Annotated in this window: 12 protein-coding genes; 6 read left to right on the top strand and 6 right to left on the bottom strand. The window is 69.9% G+C overall.

Features of this window, described 5'->3' with window-relative positions:
- Positions 1 to 12: 12 nt before the first annotated feature.
- Positions 13 to 1,545: an aldehyde dehydrogenase family protein gene (locus OWM54_RS07160; RefSeq protein WP_223785058.1), complete on the bottom strand. Its 1,533-nt coding sequence runs from the start codon at positions 1,543 to 1,545 to the stop codon at positions 13 to 15.
- A 15-nt stretch (positions 1,546 to 1,560) separates the two neighbouring features.
- Positions 1,561 to 2,484, bottom strand: a complete 924-nt coding sequence (locus OWM54_RS07155) for a LysR substrate-binding domain-containing protein (RefSeq protein WP_223751541.1) — start codon at positions 2,482 to 2,484, stop codon at positions 1,561 to 1,563.
- A gap of 124 nt (positions 2,485 to 2,608) precedes the next feature.
- Here OWM54_RS07155 and OWM54_RS07150 point away from each other — a divergent pair, with 124 nt between their 5' ends.
- Positions 2,609 to 3,505: a DMT family transporter gene (locus OWM54_RS07150; RefSeq protein WP_267696990.1), complete on the top strand. Its 897-nt coding sequence runs from the start codon at positions 2,609 to 2,611 to the stop codon at positions 3,503 to 3,505.
- A gap of 37 nt (positions 3,506 to 3,542) precedes the next feature.
- On the opposite strand, the gene OWM54_RS07145 is transcribed toward OWM54_RS07150, so the two are convergent.
- Positions 3,543 to 4,406, bottom strand: coding sequence for a hypothetical protein (locus OWM54_RS07145; protein ID WP_223751543.1), 864 nt, complete (start codon positions 4,404 to 4,406; stop codon positions 3,543 to 3,545).
- Between the two features lie 152 nt (positions 4,407 to 4,558).
- Here OWM54_RS07145 and OWM54_RS07140 point away from each other — a divergent pair, with 152 nt between their 5' ends.
- Positions 4,559 to 5,536, top strand: coding sequence for a class I SAM-dependent methyltransferase (locus tag OWM54_RS07140; protein ID WP_267696989.1), 978 nt, complete (start codon positions 4,559 to 4,561; stop codon positions 5,534 to 5,536).
- Here OWM54_RS07140 and OWM54_RS07135 read toward each other — a convergent pair.
- The gene (locus tag OWM54_RS07135; RefSeq protein WP_267696988.1) at positions 5,499 to 6,278 is read right to left on the bottom strand and encodes an RNase H family protein; all 780 of its coding nucleotides are present in this window, start codon (positions 6,276 to 6,278) and stop codon (positions 5,499 to 5,501) included. The genes OWM54_RS07140 and OWM54_RS07135 overlap by 38 nt on opposite strands.
- A gap of 220 nt (positions 6,279 to 6,498) precedes the next feature.
- Here OWM54_RS07135 and OWM54_RS07130 point away from each other — a divergent pair, with 220 nt between their 5' ends.
- Both OWM54_RS07130 and OWM54_RS07125 read left to right on the top strand, forming a co-directional pair.
- Positions 6,499 to 7,086, top strand: coding sequence for a hypothetical protein (locus OWM54_RS07130; RefSeq protein WP_267696987.1), 588 nt, complete (start codon positions 6,499 to 6,501; stop codon positions 7,084 to 7,086).
- 4 nt (positions 7,087 to 7,090) lie between these two features.
- The gene (locus OWM54_RS07125) at positions 7,091 to 7,606 is read left to right on the top strand and encodes a hypothetical protein (RefSeq protein ID WP_267696986.1); all 516 of its coding nucleotides are present in this window, start codon (positions 7,091 to 7,093) and stop codon (positions 7,604 to 7,606) included.
- Positions 7,607 to 7,740: 134 nt separating this feature from the next.
- Here the strand turns inward: OWM54_RS07125 and OWM54_RS07120 are convergent, their stop codons facing one another.
- Entirely contained in the window at positions 7,741 to 9,129 is a 1,389-nt protein-coding gene (locus OWM54_RS07120) for a di-heme oxidoredictase family protein (protein ID WP_267696985.1), read from the bottom strand.
- Between the two features lie 102 nt (positions 9,130 to 9,231).
- A complete protein-coding gene (locus OWM54_RS07115) occupies positions 9,232 to 10,053 on the bottom strand; it encodes a hypothetical protein (RefSeq protein ID WP_223751549.1) in 822 nt (273 codons plus the stop codon).
- Between the two features lie 739 nt (positions 10,054 to 10,792).
- On the opposite strand from OWM54_RS07115, the gene OWM54_RS07110 reads away from it, so the two are divergent.
- Positions 10,793 to 12,313: a cytochrome-c peroxidase gene (locus OWM54_RS07110; protein WP_267696984.1), complete on the top strand. Its 1,521-nt coding sequence runs from the start codon at positions 10,793 to 10,795 to the stop codon at positions 12,311 to 12,313.
- A 263-nt stretch (positions 12,314 to 12,576) separates the two neighbouring features.
- Positions 12,577 to 14,376 carry a hypothetical protein gene (locus OWM54_RS07105; RefSeq protein WP_267696983.1) on the top strand — a complete coding sequence of 600 codons (1,800 nt, stop codon included), beginning with the start codon at positions 12,577 to 12,579 and terminating at the stop codon, positions 14,374 to 14,376.
- Positions 14,377 to 15,052: the final 676 nt, after the last annotated feature.

Genomic DNA, 15,052 nt, shown 5'->3' with positions numbered 1-15,052 from the left:
GGGGAGAGCCCCTCACAGGTCGAAGCGAATCCCTTGCGCCAGCGGCAGCGCGTCCGAGTAGTTCAGCGTGTTGGTCTGCCGCCGCATATAGGCCTTCCACGCATCGGAGCCGGACTCGCGGCCGCCGCCGGTGTCCTTTTCACCCCCGAAGGCGCCGCCAATCTCCGCGCCGGACGTGCCGATGTTGACGTTGGCGATGCCGCAGTCGGAGCCGGAGGCGGACAGGAAGCGCTCGGCGACCTGCAGGTCCTTGGTGAACACCGATGACGACAGGCCCTGGGGCACGCCGTTCTGGATGACGATGGCGTCCTCGAGCGTGCGGTAGGGCATGACGTAGAGGATGGGCGCGAAGGTCTCCTCCTGGACCCACGCGTCGGTGGGCTCCACGTCGGTGACCAGCGTGGGCTGCACGTAGTGGCCGGGGCGCTCCAGCGCCTTGCCGCCGCTCACCACGCGGGCCCCCGCGGCGCGCGCCTTCTCGAGCGTGGCCTCGAAGCGCTGCACCGCGGCCCGGTCGATGAGCGGGCCCATCAGCGTGCCGGCCTCCAGCGGGTCTCCGATGCGCTTCTCCACCTGGGCGTAGGCGCTGGCGAGCTTGTTCAGCACGTCGTCGACGATGGACTCGTGGACGATGAGCCGGCGGGTGGTGGTGCAGCGCTGGCCCGCGGTGCCCACCGCGCCGAAGACGATGGCGGGGATGGCCAGCTTCAGGTCCGCGGTGGCGTCCACGATGATGGCGTTGTTGCCACCCAGCTCCAGCAGGCTGCGGCCCAGTCGCTGCGCGACGCGCACGCCCACCTGACGCCCGACGGCGGACGAGCCGGTGAAGCTCACCAGCGCGACGCGCGAATCGTCCACCAGCCGCTCGGCGCGCGCGGTGCCCGCGGCGTTGAGCAGGAAGAACACCTCCGGGAAGCCGCCGGCCTTCAGCGCCGCGTTGCAGATGCGCGTGGCGGCGATGGACGTCAGCGGCGTCTTGGGGGAGGGCTTCCAGATGGACACGTCGCCGCACACCGCGGCGATGAACGCGTTCCAGGACCAGACGGCCACCGGGAAGTTGAAGGCGCTGATGATGCCGACGAGGCCCAGCGGATGCCACTGCTCGTACATCCGGTGGCCGGGGCGCTCGGAGTGCATCGTCAGGCCGTAGAGCATGCGCGACTGGCCGACGGCGAAGTCGGCGATGTCGATCATCTCCTGCACCTCGCCGTCGCCCTCGGCCTTCACCTTGCCCATCTCCAGCGACACGAGCGAGCCGAGCGCGTCCTTGTGGCGGCGCAGCGCCTCGCCGCACAGGCGGATGGCCTCGCCCCGACGCGGCGCGGGCAGGGCCCTCCACGCGACGAAGGCCTGGGCCGCGGCGTGCATCATCCGCTCGTACTCGTCCGCCGTCGCCGACGACACGGTGGCGAGCTGCTGTCCGTTGGAGGGATTGAGGACCTCCAGCAAGGGCTCGGAGCGGGAGTCCGCCCACTCGCCGTCGCCGAGGTAGCTGCCGGGGTTGTGCTCGCCGAGGCCGAGCGCGTCGAGAATGGGATGGAGCATGACGTTTGGGGCTGCTTACAACGTCGGGGGCTTCGTGGCGACCCGCGTCGGGGCGGGGCGTCCGGGCTGGGTCAGCAGCCAGTCCATGAAGGCGCGTGCCGCGGTGCGCAGTCGGCGGTGGGACGGGTACACGACGAAGTAGGAGTAGCGGGTGGGCAGCGCGGGGCCGGGCAGTCGCAGGAGGCTGCCGTCGGCGAGGAAGGTCTCGCAGACGCGCTCCCGGGCGAGCGCCGCGCCCAGGCCCCACACGGCGGCCTGCATCGCGTTGGTGGTGTCGCTGAAGCTGTGACGCACGTCCAGCGTGGCACCATGGACGTCCGCGGCGCGCAGCCAGTCCGGCCACGACTGTCGCGCCAGGTCCTCGACCAGCGGCAGCCGGGGGATGTCCGCCGGCGTGCGCACCGCGTCGACGCCGGGCAGGCGAGGGGAGGCCACCGGGAACATGGCGTCGGGCATCAGCGCGTGGGCGGTCATCCCGGGCCAGTGGCCCAGGCCGTAGCGGATGCCCAGGTCCGGGCCGCCCTCCTCGAAGCGCGACAGCGCCGTCTCCGAGTCGATGCGCACGCGCAGGCGGGGATGCTGGGCGTTGAAGTCCGCCAGCCGGGGCACCACCCACGTGTGCGCCAGGGAGTGCATGGTGGTCACGCGCACCAGGTGGCGCTCGCTCCGGGCATCCGAGAGCTCGCGCACCACGTCATGGATGTCCGTCAGCGCGCCGCTCGCAGCGTCCGCCAGCTGGCGCCCCTCGACGGTGAGCTCCACGCCGCGCGCGTGGCGCTGGAAGAGGGTGACGCCGAGCATCCCCTCCAGCTTGCGCACGTGGTGGCTGACGGCGCTGGCCGTCAGGTGCAGCTCCTGGCCCGCGCGGGCGAAGTTCTGGTGTCGCGCGGCCGCCTCGAAGGCCGCCAGGGCCGGCAGCCACGCCGTGGGAAGAGTCATGGGAGCCTCAAATCATACGCGTGGCTGACCGCAAAACCATGCGGTTGTGACTCCCGTGCCAGAGGCGCAGATAAGGGAGCGACCGGAGTCAGATTCGTGCCTCGCTCCACCTGGTGAACCGCCCATGACCACTCCCTCGCTTGTCCGTCCCGTCGTCCCGACGTTGTCCGGTGCCTGGCTGACCTTCCTGGAGCTGGGGCTCCTGGGGGCCCTGTGGGGCTCGTCCTTCATGTTCATGCGCATCGCGGCGCCGGACTTCGGGCCCCTGCCGCTCGTGGTGGTGCGGCTGGTGCTCGGCTCGCTGGTGCTGCTGCCCCTGCTGCTGCGCGCGCGAGCCTCCATCACCCCGGCGCACTGGCCCAAGCTCGCGCTGGTGGGGACGCTCAACGCGGCGGTGCCCTTCGCGCTCTTCGCCTGGGCGGCGCAGCGCGTGCCCGCGGGCATCAGCGCCATCAGCAACAGCATGACCGTGCTCTTCACCGCGCTGGTGGCCTTCCTCTTCTACGGCGAGCGCATCGGCTCGCGTCGTGGGGTGGCGCTGGTGGTGGGCTTCGCGGGCGTGGTGGTGCTCGCCAGCGGGAAGATCGAGGGCGCCAGCCCCGGGCTGGGGGTGGCCGCGGCGCTGACGGCCGCCTTCTTCTACGGCATCTCGGCGAACCTGGTGCGCAGGCACCTGCAGGGTGTGCCGGCGGGCGCCGTCGCGGCGGCCACGCTGGGCTGCGCGGCGCTCCTGACGCTGCCGTTCGCCATCGCGACCTGGCCCGTGCAGCCCATCCGCGGCGTGTCCTGGCTGTCGGCCGCGGCGCTGGGGATGCTCTGCACGGGGCTGGGCTACGCCATGTACTACCGGCTCATCCAGCGCATCGGCGCTTCCCGCGCCGTCACCGTCACCTACCTGTTGCCCCTGTTCGGCGTGGCCTGGGCGTGGCTCCTGCTCGGCGAGCCGGTGACGCTGTCCATGGCGGTCGCCGGCGCGCTCATCCTGGGCAGCGTCGCGCTGAGCCAGCGGCAGTCCGCGTGAGCGTGCGCGCGGACCGCCGCCGGGGCGCCAACGGCTCTCAAGGACAGCCGGAGCTGACCTGGAGCGCGTCGTAGGCCATCCAGCCGTTGCGCTTGGTGCCGGTGGCCGCGATGACGTAGCCGTAGAGGAACTTCATCTCCCCCGACTGCTGGCGGTAGCGGCCCGCGCTGTCCTGGACCCAGAGGGGGATGTCGATGGAGGGCACGCCGTGCTCGGTGGGCACGTCCAGGCGCTGGAACTTGGTGCCCGCGGGGAAGTGGTCCACCGCGGGGCCGCCCAGCGCCATGCCGGGCACGTTGAAGACCAGGTTGACGGAGCGCTGCCCGTTGGCGCGCACCAGCGGCAGGTAGTCTCCGGCGCGCTCGTGGGTGGCGTCGCTGTCGTAGACGACCTTCTTGAACTCGAGCACCGGGTCATGCGTGTTGCGCACGGCGTAGCAGCCCAGCTTCGCCAGCCCCGCGCCCAGGGCGGAGACATGGCCCACCTTCTGCTCGAAGGACGTGCGCCCCAGGATGCTGGAGATGGGCAGCCACCCCGCGCTCGAATTGGACGTGGAGACGGCGAACGCGTGCAGCTCCCCGGCGAACGTGCGCGTCTGGCCGTGGTTGAAGGCGGCGCTCGAGCGCGTGTTGGTGCCCACCACGGTGCCGTTGCCGTCGCGGATGGGCACGCCCGTCACCAGCCCCCAGTTGTCGTCCGCCGGGTCGTTGGTGGGGACGCGGTTGCCCCCGCTCACCTGCAGCTTGCAGTTGTACGCGCTCACCAGACAGTACTCGCCGTTGACGCCGGAGAAGGCCGCCTGCTCGCGCGTCTGGAGCGCGCCGTCGTCGGGCTCGAGGCCCCCTCCACACGCGGTGACGAGCAATCCGAGGGATGCAATCGAGATGGTCGTGATTTTCATGCTTAGTATGAGAAAGCGACCAGCGCGGACCCGTCAACGCGAGCCTCGTCGAGAGGCCGGAGGGCGAGCGAGGGATGTTGAGCCCCGGTCAAAGGGACGGGTGCCAACGCACCGCGTCCTGAGGTGCCGCGTCGAGGTACGCTGCCGGCGCGATGTCCCGCCACCCCGATGCCCTGCTCCCCGCGCGCCGCTTCCACGACGAGCCGCTCATCCTCATCCTCCGCCACCTGAAGGCGGGGCTCACGGAGGCGGGCCGGGTGCGCATCGAGGTGCCGGACCCGGACCTCGGGGCCGGGCGCTATCCGGGCGAGCGGGTGGGGCCGGAGGGGGGCCTGGTGCACCGTCCGCTGCGCCACTGGTGTGATCTGGCGGAGGGGCTGGGCTGCCGGCTGCGCACGCCGCGCGGCGTGGAGGCGACGCACGTGTCGCTGACCTTCGAGTCCCTGGGCGCGGAGGCCTCGTGGCACGCGGGGAGCGCGAGGACGGAGGCGGCGGTGCCCGCGGAGGAGCGATATGGGGCGGACTCCGCCTTCGCGCGCGTGCGCAAGCTGGAGGACGCGGGCTTCCTGTTGCCGTGGTTGGAGGCGCTGGGGCGCGTGAGGTTGCCCGCGGGCGCGAGGGTGTTGGACCTGGGCGTCAATCGCGGGGACGAACTGGACGCGTTCTCCTGGCTGGACGAGGTGCCCGACGTCTCCTTCGTGGGCGTGGACCACAGCGCCTCCGCGATTGCCCAGGCGCGCGCCCGCTTCCCCGACGCGCGTCACGCCTTCCACGTGGCGGACCTCAACGCGCTGCCCGCCGCGCTGGGGCGCTTCCACCTGGTGGTGTCCGTGGGCACGTTGCAGAGCCCCGGGGTGGATGACCACGCGTTGTTGCGGACGCTGGTCCAGGAGCATCTGGAGTCCGAGGCGACGCTCGTGCTCGGCTTTCCCAACTCGCGCTTCCGCGACGGCGAGGTGGTCTACGGTGCCCGCGTGCGCAACCTGCGCGAGTCGGACCTGTCCCTGCTCGTGAAGGACCTGTCGTTCTACCGCCGCTACCTGCACCAGCACGGCTTCCGCACGTTCCTCGGCGGGAAGTTCGACCTGCTGCTCACGGCGGTGCGCGGCGGGGCTCAGTCCTCCGACTGAACGTCCCCGGCTTGACGCCCCAGTCCGCGAGCACCTGGGCCTCGTCCTCGGGGCTCTTGGTCTTCTTGAAGCGCGCGTCGGAGACGCCCTTGACGCGGCGCTCGCACGCGGCCCACGTGGCGTGGCGCTTCACGCTGCGGCCCACCTGGCTCAGGTACGAGTGCGCCTTGGCCGCGGGCTGTCGGGGCTTCTCCTCGGGGAGCGAGGTGTCCTCGGGGACGTCGTAGACGTCCACGTCGTACGTGGACAGCGCGCCCGAGTAGAGCCGCACGCCCTTGCCGCGCGAGTAGCCCACGGCGATTTCATCGACCCGCTCGTTGCCGGGCACGCCCACGTGGCCGCGCACGTAGTGCCACTCGACGGCGGCGGCCTCGCCGGAGTGGGTCTGCTTGCGCTGGGCGAGCAGCGCCATCAGCCGCCTCCAGTAAGGGGCGTTGGCCACCTCCTTGCCCTCGGCCGTCTTCCAGCCGCGCTTGCTCCAGCCGAACGCCCACTTCGTGATTCCCTGAATCACATAGGTGGAGTCGGTGTGGATGCGCAGCGGGCCCGCCGTGGCCTCCAGGTGGCGCAGCGCCATGCCCACGGCCGTGAGCTCCATCCGGTTGTTGGTGGTCTCCCGCTCGTGGCCGCCCAGCTCCGTCACCTGTCCGTCGGGCGTGGCGATGATGACGCCCCAGCCCCCGGGGCCCGGGTTGCCGGAGCAGGCTCCGTCGGCGAAGACGACCGTGGCGTGGCTCTTCATGCGGCGCACCCTAGGCGGCCTCGGGGCGGAGCGGCCAGGACGACTCGCGACACGGGCGTCCTCGGGCTGACATGAAAGTCATGATTCCACCGGGAGCCCGAGTCCTCCTCACCTGGAGGCGTGAGCGTGGTACGTGGCTTGCTCAAGCCGCGAGGGCTCGGGCGGGAGCGCCGGTGCCCGAGGGAAAGCCATCCACACCACCATGTCGACCGAGCACTCCATGTCCTCCCAGAGCGATTCCAGGCCCGTCTCCTCGCGCGGCAGGGCGTGGGCCGCCAGGCTCGCGCTGCTGGTGGCGGCGGCCGCCTCGGTGGCCACGTCGCGCAGCGCGCCGAGCCCCCGCGTCGAGGAGTCGGCGCCGGGCGTGCTGAGGCTGACGGCGGACGCGCCCTCGGCCAGCGTGGTGTTGCCGGTGCGGCTGGCGGTGCCGAACGGCTCCACGCAGACGGTATGGGCCACGATGCGCGCGCCGCTCTCCGCCCGTTGGACGCACGACGAGGGGGGCTCACGGACGGCGCCGAGTCTCACGGCGACGCTGCGCTTCGGGCCCCATCCGCTCAAGCCGAGGACGCAGGAGCTGGGGGTGTCGGAGGGGGCGGCGGTGACGTTCGACGCGGAATCGGACGGGGATGTCTGCCGGCTCCAGCAGCCGTGCGAGTGGGAGGCGACGCTCGACGTGGCGTTCGCGGAGGGCTCGCCGGTCCACGGCGTGGTGGAGGTGGACTGGAAGATGGTGGGGGAGGTGAGCTTCGACGAGACGGTGGACGAGGAGCCGCAGGGGCTCGAGTTCACCGTGGGGCCTCGCTGACCGCGTGAGGACCTCGCGTGCCACCGCGTGCGTGCCGGGTGACACGCTGCTGCATCCGCTGGTGTTCTGCGCGGTGCTGGTGCTCGTGCTGAACGACCATGTGTTCAAGGCGCGCTGGCCGTCATGGTGGACGGGCAAGCTGTCGGACGTGGCGGGGCTGGCGATGTTCCCGCTGCTCCTGCAGGGACTCTGGGAGCAGGCGCGGGGACGAAGCGCGCGGGGCGGCTTCCGGCCGTCGCTCGCGGTGCTGACGGCGTGCGTGGTGCTGACGGGATGCGTGTTCACCGCCATCAAGGTCTGGGAGCCCGCGGCCGAGGTCTGGCGCTGGGGGCTCGGTGGGATGCAGTGGCCCGTGCGAGCGGCGTGGGCGGTGCTCTCCAGTCGCGCGGTCCCCGCCGTGGCGCCGGTGGCGCACACGATGGACGTGACGGACCTGCTCGCGTTGCCAGCGCTGGGCGTCTCGTACGCGCTGGGGCGCAAGCGCTGCGCGAGTCACGAGCCGGCGCGGCAGCCCGCCTGACTCGCGGGCCGCGGACGTCCCACGCGGCGACTTGGGAGACGTCGCCTTCGCGTTGAGTCGCGCTCCATCGCGGACGGGGGCATGGCCGGCTCATGCGACGTGGGCCGTAAGCCCACGCGCCATGCCGCTCCCGCTCAGAGCGAGCCGAGGAACGCGAGCAGCGCCTCACGGTCCTCACGGGGCAGCCGCGTGTAGCGGGTCTGCGCGGGGGCCGCCTCGCCGCCGTGCCACAGCACGGCCTCCTCGAGGTTCCTCGCGCGTCCGTCATGCAGGAAGCGCGTGTGGCCGTTCACCGTCGCCGTCAGGCCGATGCCCCACAGGGGCGGCGTGCGCCACTCCTGGCCGGTGGCCAGTCCGTCCGGTCGTCCATCCGCCAGCGCCTCGCCCATGTCGTGCAGCAGCAGGTCCGAGTACGGGTAGATGACCTGCCGCGACAGCTCCGGGAAGCCAGGCACGTCCCCCGTCTCCATCGGCTCGTCGACATGACACGCGGCACACCCGATGGCGCGGAACACCGCCTTGCCACGCAGCACCGCGGGCGCATCCCAGTCCCGTCGCTTCGGCACCGCGAGCAGGCGCGTGTAGAACATCAGCTGCTCCAGGTCGTAGGCCCGCACGTCGACGGCCTCCGGTGCCGCCCCGGCCTCCTGCGCGCGCGGATAGAGCTCGTTCGTCAGCCCCATGTCCGCCACCAGCGCATGCGCCACCTGCTGGAGCAGGGTGGGCTGATTCGCCTTCCACCCGAACCGCCCCATGCGTGTGCCGCGCGTCCGCACATCCTCGACCCGGTTGGCGCGTCCGGAGATGCCATCCTGGTCGCGGTCCTCGGCATCCTCCCGGACGAGCAGCGTCTCCTCGGGGAGGGCCTCCAGCAGCCCCAGCCCGAAGTTCGCCGGCGCCACGCGAGGCGAGAAGGGCGTGCCTTCACCCAGCGGCCCCTGGGCCAGGTGCTCGAACTGGTAGATGGGCCGCGCGAGCACGTAGGGCTCACCGGAGGAGAATCGGCCGGAGAACTCCTCGTGGCGCACCACCACGGTGCCCTCGCCCCGGAGCCCGCCCAACCGGTGCAGGTCGAGCTGCTCTCCATACACGGGATGCGGTCCCGGCCCGTCAGGCGAGCCCAGCTGGAACGCGATGGACACGACGGGCTCGGAAGGGGACTCGGGTGGACGCCCGCGCCCGTCCTTCACGTGGCACGTCATGCACGAGCTGGCGCTGAACAGCGGCCCCAACCCCGGTCCGTGCGCGGGGTCGCTCCAGTCGCGGTCGAACACCCGCTTGCCGATGTGGAACTGGGGCCAGCGCGCGCGGTCCAGGTTCGGCGGCGAGCGACCGAAGGCGTTGCGCCCCGTGTCCTTCACCGTCGCGCCGCCACCGGACAGCTCCTCGCCGGGCACCGCCACGAGCGGCAGCTCGCCGAGCACGAGGGGAGGGGGCGGCGGAGGCCGGCCTGCCCGGGCCCACACGGCCGTGAGCACCATCGCTCCAAGGGGGATGCCCAGCAGGTACAGCCGCCGTCTCATCGCGAGCTCTCCAGGAACATCGATGAAGACGCCGGGCGGCGAAGGTGCTGCCACGCGCCGCCCGGCGCCAGCCCCATGCCTTGCGCGGCATGGGACCCGGAACTACTTCGCGGCCGGGACGAAGGTCTCGCTCAGGATGCTGAGCCCCTTGCCCGTCGCCTTCACGTCCATGCCCGTGAAGCCGTTGTACGGATAGTGGCCGTCGCCGATCTCCTCGACGAACTCGAAGGAGTCACCGGTGACCACCTTGCCGTCCGCCAGCGTCACGGAGAACGTGTTGCCCGGCGTGGTCATCTGCCAGCCGCAGGCGCCCACGTTGCTCTCGGCCGTGGCCTCACCCGTCTTGGTCCAGATGATGTCCAGCTCGTAGAAGTCGGCGACCGCCACCAGCCAGCGGAAGAAGTCCCGCCAGTTGGTGAAGACGATCATCGCGTTCGGGCTGTGGGTGGACGTGCCCTGCAGCACGCCCTCGCGGTAGATGTTCATGCGGAAGCCGGAGCCGCCCGGCGAACCGGTGAACGTCGGCGTCACGAAGGCCGAGTCCACGTCGCGGCCCGGCGTCACGCGCAGCGTGCTGACCACCTGGTCACCCGAGCGCGCCTCCAACTGCAGCTGGCCCGTGGATCCCAGCGCCACCGACGTCGTCTGCGACCAGCGGGCCGCGCGGCCGAAGCTGCTCGACACGCCGTCCGTGCGAGCGCTGCGCAGGCCCGTCACGTTCAGGCCCTTGTCCGTCGCGGACAGCTGCGCGTTGCCCAGCGCGCAGCTCGTGATGCCGTCGAAACGCGTCATGCACTGCGTCTTCGCACCGGCCTCCTGGGCGGCGACCTCTCCCTCGGTGGACGTGGGCTCCTCGCCCTGGCAGCCCGACAAAACACTCAGGAGCGCGGCCGCCATCAGACGGCTCATCATCTTCAGCTGCATGGAATGACCTACCTCTTCAATAGGGGGAATGCGCTGCTCCGCCAGTGGCTTTCCGCATCCGGTGCCGGCCCTGCCCGGATGCCACCCTCCGGCGGCGCTCCTGTCCATTGCACCCCGCACGCCAACGCCCCCGGCCGTGTTTCACCTCCTCTGTATCAGCAAGCCTTTGCACCTCCGCGGCCCGCCCCTCTGTAGCGCCCACCGTCACAGGCGACGGGCGCCATGTATCGCGGCTTGCTACACACCCACGATTCTCACCGGATGAGGCATTCACCCAGGGTGATGGGCATTCGCTCCATGTCTGGTCATGCGAATGGCTCGCATTCCTAGAAGGGCTGTCAGGGCCGTGGAGCCGGGTACCCTGGACAGGGCGCGTCATCGGGTTTAGCGCGCCCACCCAGTGAGGTCGTTCCAATCCGCGAGCATTTACTACCCGGATATTACGCTGAGGCTGGAAGTGCACCCTGGGTCGGGGCCGCCTGGACAGGAATAATGCGGAACCGGTATAAAACTGTCCGTCAGACTGGAGACACTGGTGATTCCGCCAACCTCATACAAGTCCTGACGCTCTGAGAAGGGGGCATTCTCTATGGCTCGTTCGTCGTGGTCCCGCGGAGTGAGTGGTTGGTTGAACCGCGGCCTTTTCTCGTCTGCTCTGGCGGTTTCCTTGTCGGCGTGTGAGCCGGCCGGACAGGTCGAGCCTCCCAAGCCCTCCCCCGCCGAGAATGAGGAAGTGGCGGTGGATGCGAAGGCCCTGCTGGACAGCATGGCCGTGTTCTCGCTGCGTCCGCTGTCTCATGAGCCGGTGCCGCAGCCGGTGGGCAGCCGCATCATCAACAAGGCCGCGGCCATCCGGCTGGGCAAGGCCTTCTTCTGGGACATCCAGTCGAGCGGTGACGGCGAGACGGCGTGCGCCAGCTGTCACTTCGCCGCGGGCGCGGATGACCGCAAGAACAACACCATCCACCCGGGCTTCGACAACACGTTCGACAGCATCGCGGGTCCCGGCCAGGACTTCACGCTGGCGAAGATCACCAGCGATGACCGCGTGGGCTCGCAGGGCCCGTTCCGCGCCGCGTTCCTCGGCCTGGACATGGACAACCTGGACAACCCGGCGGACCAGTGCGTGGTGGTGCCGGACGCACCGTTCAACGAGTTCCGGCTGGTGGGCCCGCGCCACACGCCGACCGTGGTGGGCTCCGGCTTCTACCGCAACCAGTTCTGGGGCGGCGAGGCGAACGTCCTCTTCAACGGCGTGAACATCTGGGGTGACTCGGGCAACAACGGCCAGGGCTTCCTGGTGCGCATCGAGGGCGCGTCGCTGGCGTCGCAGGCCACCGGCCCCGTGACGAACTTCAGCGAGCAGGGCTGCTCGGGCCGTCAGATTCTCGGCCCCGACAGCCTGGGCACGAAGCTGATTCCGCGTCAGCCGCTGCGCCACCAGCGCGTGTCCGTCAACGACAGCGTGCTGGGCGCCATGGCGAACCCGGACGGCCCGGGCCTCTTGTGCAACGGCGCGCCGTGCACGTACGACCGGATGATTCGCGACGCGTTCGGCGACGCGCTGGCGAACCTCGGCGAGAACGCCTTCTCGCTCTTCTGGGGCGAGGCGCTCCAGGCCTACCAGGCCACGCTCATCCCGGACCAGACGCCGTTCGACCGCTTCCTGGGCGGCAACCTCTCCGCGCTCACGCCCAAGCAGCTCAAGGGCCTGTCCGTGTTCGTGGGCAAGGGCGAGTGCATCAACTGCCACACCGGCGCCATGCTGACCGACGCCACGGTGTCCTGGTACGAGATCGCCGGCCCGCTCAACCGCGACGGCGGCGACACGGGCTTCCACAACATCGGCGTGCGTCCCACCGAGGACGACCTGGCGCGCGGCGACCTGGGCGTCTTCGGCGGCGTGCCCAACTCCGTCAGCCTCTCCCCGTTCGACATGGGCGCGTTCAAGACGCCCACCCTGCGCAACGTGGGCCTCAACCCGCCGTACTTCCACAACGGCGGCTACCCCACGCTCGAGGACGTGGTGGACTTCTACGAGCGCGGCGGTGACTTCGCCAACCCGGAGAAGTCGCTGGACATCGTCCCGCGCACCTTCACCGCGAGCGAGCGCTCCGCGCTGGTGGACTTCCTGCGCAACGCCCTCACGGACTGCCGCGTCAAGACCTACCGCGCCCCGTTCGACCACCCGGAGCTGACGTTCCCCAACCGCGAGACGCTGCCCGTCACGGGCCGCGCCGGGCTCGGCGTCTGCAACTGACGCGAGGCCACCTCCCGTAACACGCCAGGCCACCCACGGGAGACTTGAGTCCCCTGGGTGGCCTCGCCCTTTCTGGCACTCCCGGACGCAAGGTTTGCGCGGGAGGTCCTGTCTACCCGGCTGGAACGCGGATGTCAGGGCTCATGTCAAAATGGGTGCTGTCTCGACTCCCGGGGCTCGCTTGATGCTCCGGGGGCCTCGTGGAAGAGTTCCTGACCTTTGCGTCAGGTCTGAACAACGGGTTTCTCCCCAGGAGCAGTCGCATGAGTCAGCAAGCCGTGCCCATCGACCCGCATGAGACGCTGTACCTGCCCATGCGGCGCCGGTTCATGAGTGAGTACGTGCAGACGGAAGAGGGCACCACCGAGCTGCGCATCTACTACGGGCTCAAGGAGATCAGCATCGAGGAGCCCGAGCTGCACGCCTTCGGCGAGAACCTGCTCAAGCAGGACAGCTTCATGGCGGGCGTGGCCACGCGCTGGTCCACCGGTGAGCCGCTGCCGTGGGAGCGGGTGAAGGAGCTGCTCGAGCACCTGCTGTCGGAGAACATCCTGTCGCGCGAGGCGCCGAAGCTCGCGGCGGAGACCGACTACCACAAGATGATCATGGCGGCGGAGGCCAAGCGCCCCGCGCCCGAGTCCCCGCTGTGGTGGAACCCCGACACGGAGGGCGTGCTCAAGCAGCTGGTGGGCCGGCCCATGGAGTTCGGCTTCCTGGAGGCGATGCTGCCGGTGCACCGCGCGGCGCACGCGGCGCTGGACGCGGAAGGGCGGCACATCGGCGAGAACAACGTCTTCCCGGACTCGATGCGCATGCGCATGGAGACCGAGTGGCGCATGTGCCCGTACCCGGGCAGCCGCTTCCGCGACGACGCGCTGATGAACGTCACGGCGCTCAAGTCCATGACCAAGGTCTGGAAGCCCTCGCTGCAGGCCATGCTCATCCTGCGCGACGAGTTCCTCAAGCGCTACCCGCTCTTGCCCGACGGCCAGTGGCGCATCGGAGATCTGCACGCGTTCAGCTGCGCGGTGCTCGCGCTGCCGTCGATGATGCTGCTCAGGGGCGAGAACCCCGTCCCCAACGGGACGTTGGATCCGCTGCTGTCGTCGGTGTTCCGCGTCACCGACGGCGTGCGCATGGTGAGCATCTACCTGATGTTCCTGCCCGAGCAGCCCATGCCGTACGAGACGCCCATCAACCCGGCGTCGCTGCTGCACCTGACGGAGCGCGACAACCACTTCCTGTCCACCCGCGGCGTGTGCGCCGGCCCGCCGCACATGGTCGAGGAGTTCTTCGCCACCATGCTGGACGGCAAGCCCCTGGCGGGCGAGCCGCTGCCCCCGCCGACGTGGCTGGAGGAGATTCCCGCCGCGTTCGACTATGGCCTGCGCGGCCTGCAGCTGTACTCGCTCCAGTTCACGCTCTGGGCGCACATGTGTCACACCTACGAGCGGCTGCGCGACATCATCCTCCAGGCCGAGGCCCCCAAGGACACCGGCTGGGGCCGGCTGCGCGAGCGGCTGGAGAAGGACTGGAAGATCATCCAGCCCACCCGTCAGCACACCGAGGTCCAGCGCTCCTGGGCCAAGGCCCGCTATGTGGAGATGTACGACCGCGCCCAGCGCGGCCTGCGCGGCTTCTCCGAGGACAAGCTGCAGCACATCTCCGACGTGTTCTCGCCGGCCAAGGACGCCGTGCACGAGGAGACGGTCCAGCAGCTGCGCGCGCTGTTCCGCGAGCGGGCCCCGGCGCCCGAGGGCGCCAACCCCGAGCTGACGGACCGGCTGGCGGACGTGCTCGCCGACTACATCACCATCGAGCGCTCCGCCGTGGGCACCCTGGACAACGTGCAGCGTGAGGTCAACAAGCTGCTCAAGCGCGAGCACCCCAAGCGCCACTTCACCAACCTGGACCTCTCCATCCACCACCGGCTGCGCTTCGCCACCATCGGCGTGCTGCCCTACCTGATGGAGGTGTTCCGCGAGGAGCTCGGGCTGACCATCCAGGACGACGTCGCGTCCGTCACCATCACCCCGGGCAACCCCCGCGCCGTGGCCGCGTGAGATGACGCGGTGTTTCACTCCCGGGCCTGGAGCCATGATGGAATGTTTCAGGCCCGGGAAGCTTGACTCACATGTTTCACCGACTTATATCGGAGTAGCCAAAAACGTCAGTTAGCTGAACTGTCGCGATTGGTGCTGATGCCTCGGAGTCCTGGAGGAAGCCCCATGCAGATCAAGACGAAGGTTCGTGGCGGTCCCCGTAGCTGTGGTGGTGGGGTCGTCATCGCTGTCTGAGTCGTTCTGTCGTTGAGGTTCTCACCTCTCACCAGGAGCAAGCACATGCAGATCAAGACCAAGGTTCGTGGCGGTCCCCGTAGCTGTGGTGGCGGCGTTCTCGTCAAGGCTGTCTGAGCTGTGCAGTAGCTGAGGTCCTCAACCTCTCACCAGGAGCAAGCACATGCAGATCAAGACCAAGGTCCGTGGCGGTCCCCGTGGCTGTGGCGGCGTCATCGCTGTCTGAGCTGTGTTGTCGCTGAACCGCTGAACCCGTTCTCTCTTTCACCAGGAGCAATCCAGATGAAGATCAAGACCAAGGTTCGTGGTGGCCCTCGCGGCTGTGGCCCCGGTGGCATCAGCTACGAAGTGCTGGAGTAGTCGTCGCCCGGAGTCGTCGTTCACGCATCACACACCAGGAGCAAGCACCATGAAGATCAAGACCAAGGTTCGTGGCGGTCCC

The sequence above is a fragment of the Myxococcus sp. MISCRS1 genome, from assembly GCF_026626605.1.
In the GTDB taxonomy this organism is placed as follows: Bacteria; Myxococcota; Myxococcia; order Myxococcales; family Myxococcaceae; genus Myxococcus; species Myxococcus fulvus.
This window is presented reverse-complemented; position numbering and strand designations above follow the sequence as displayed.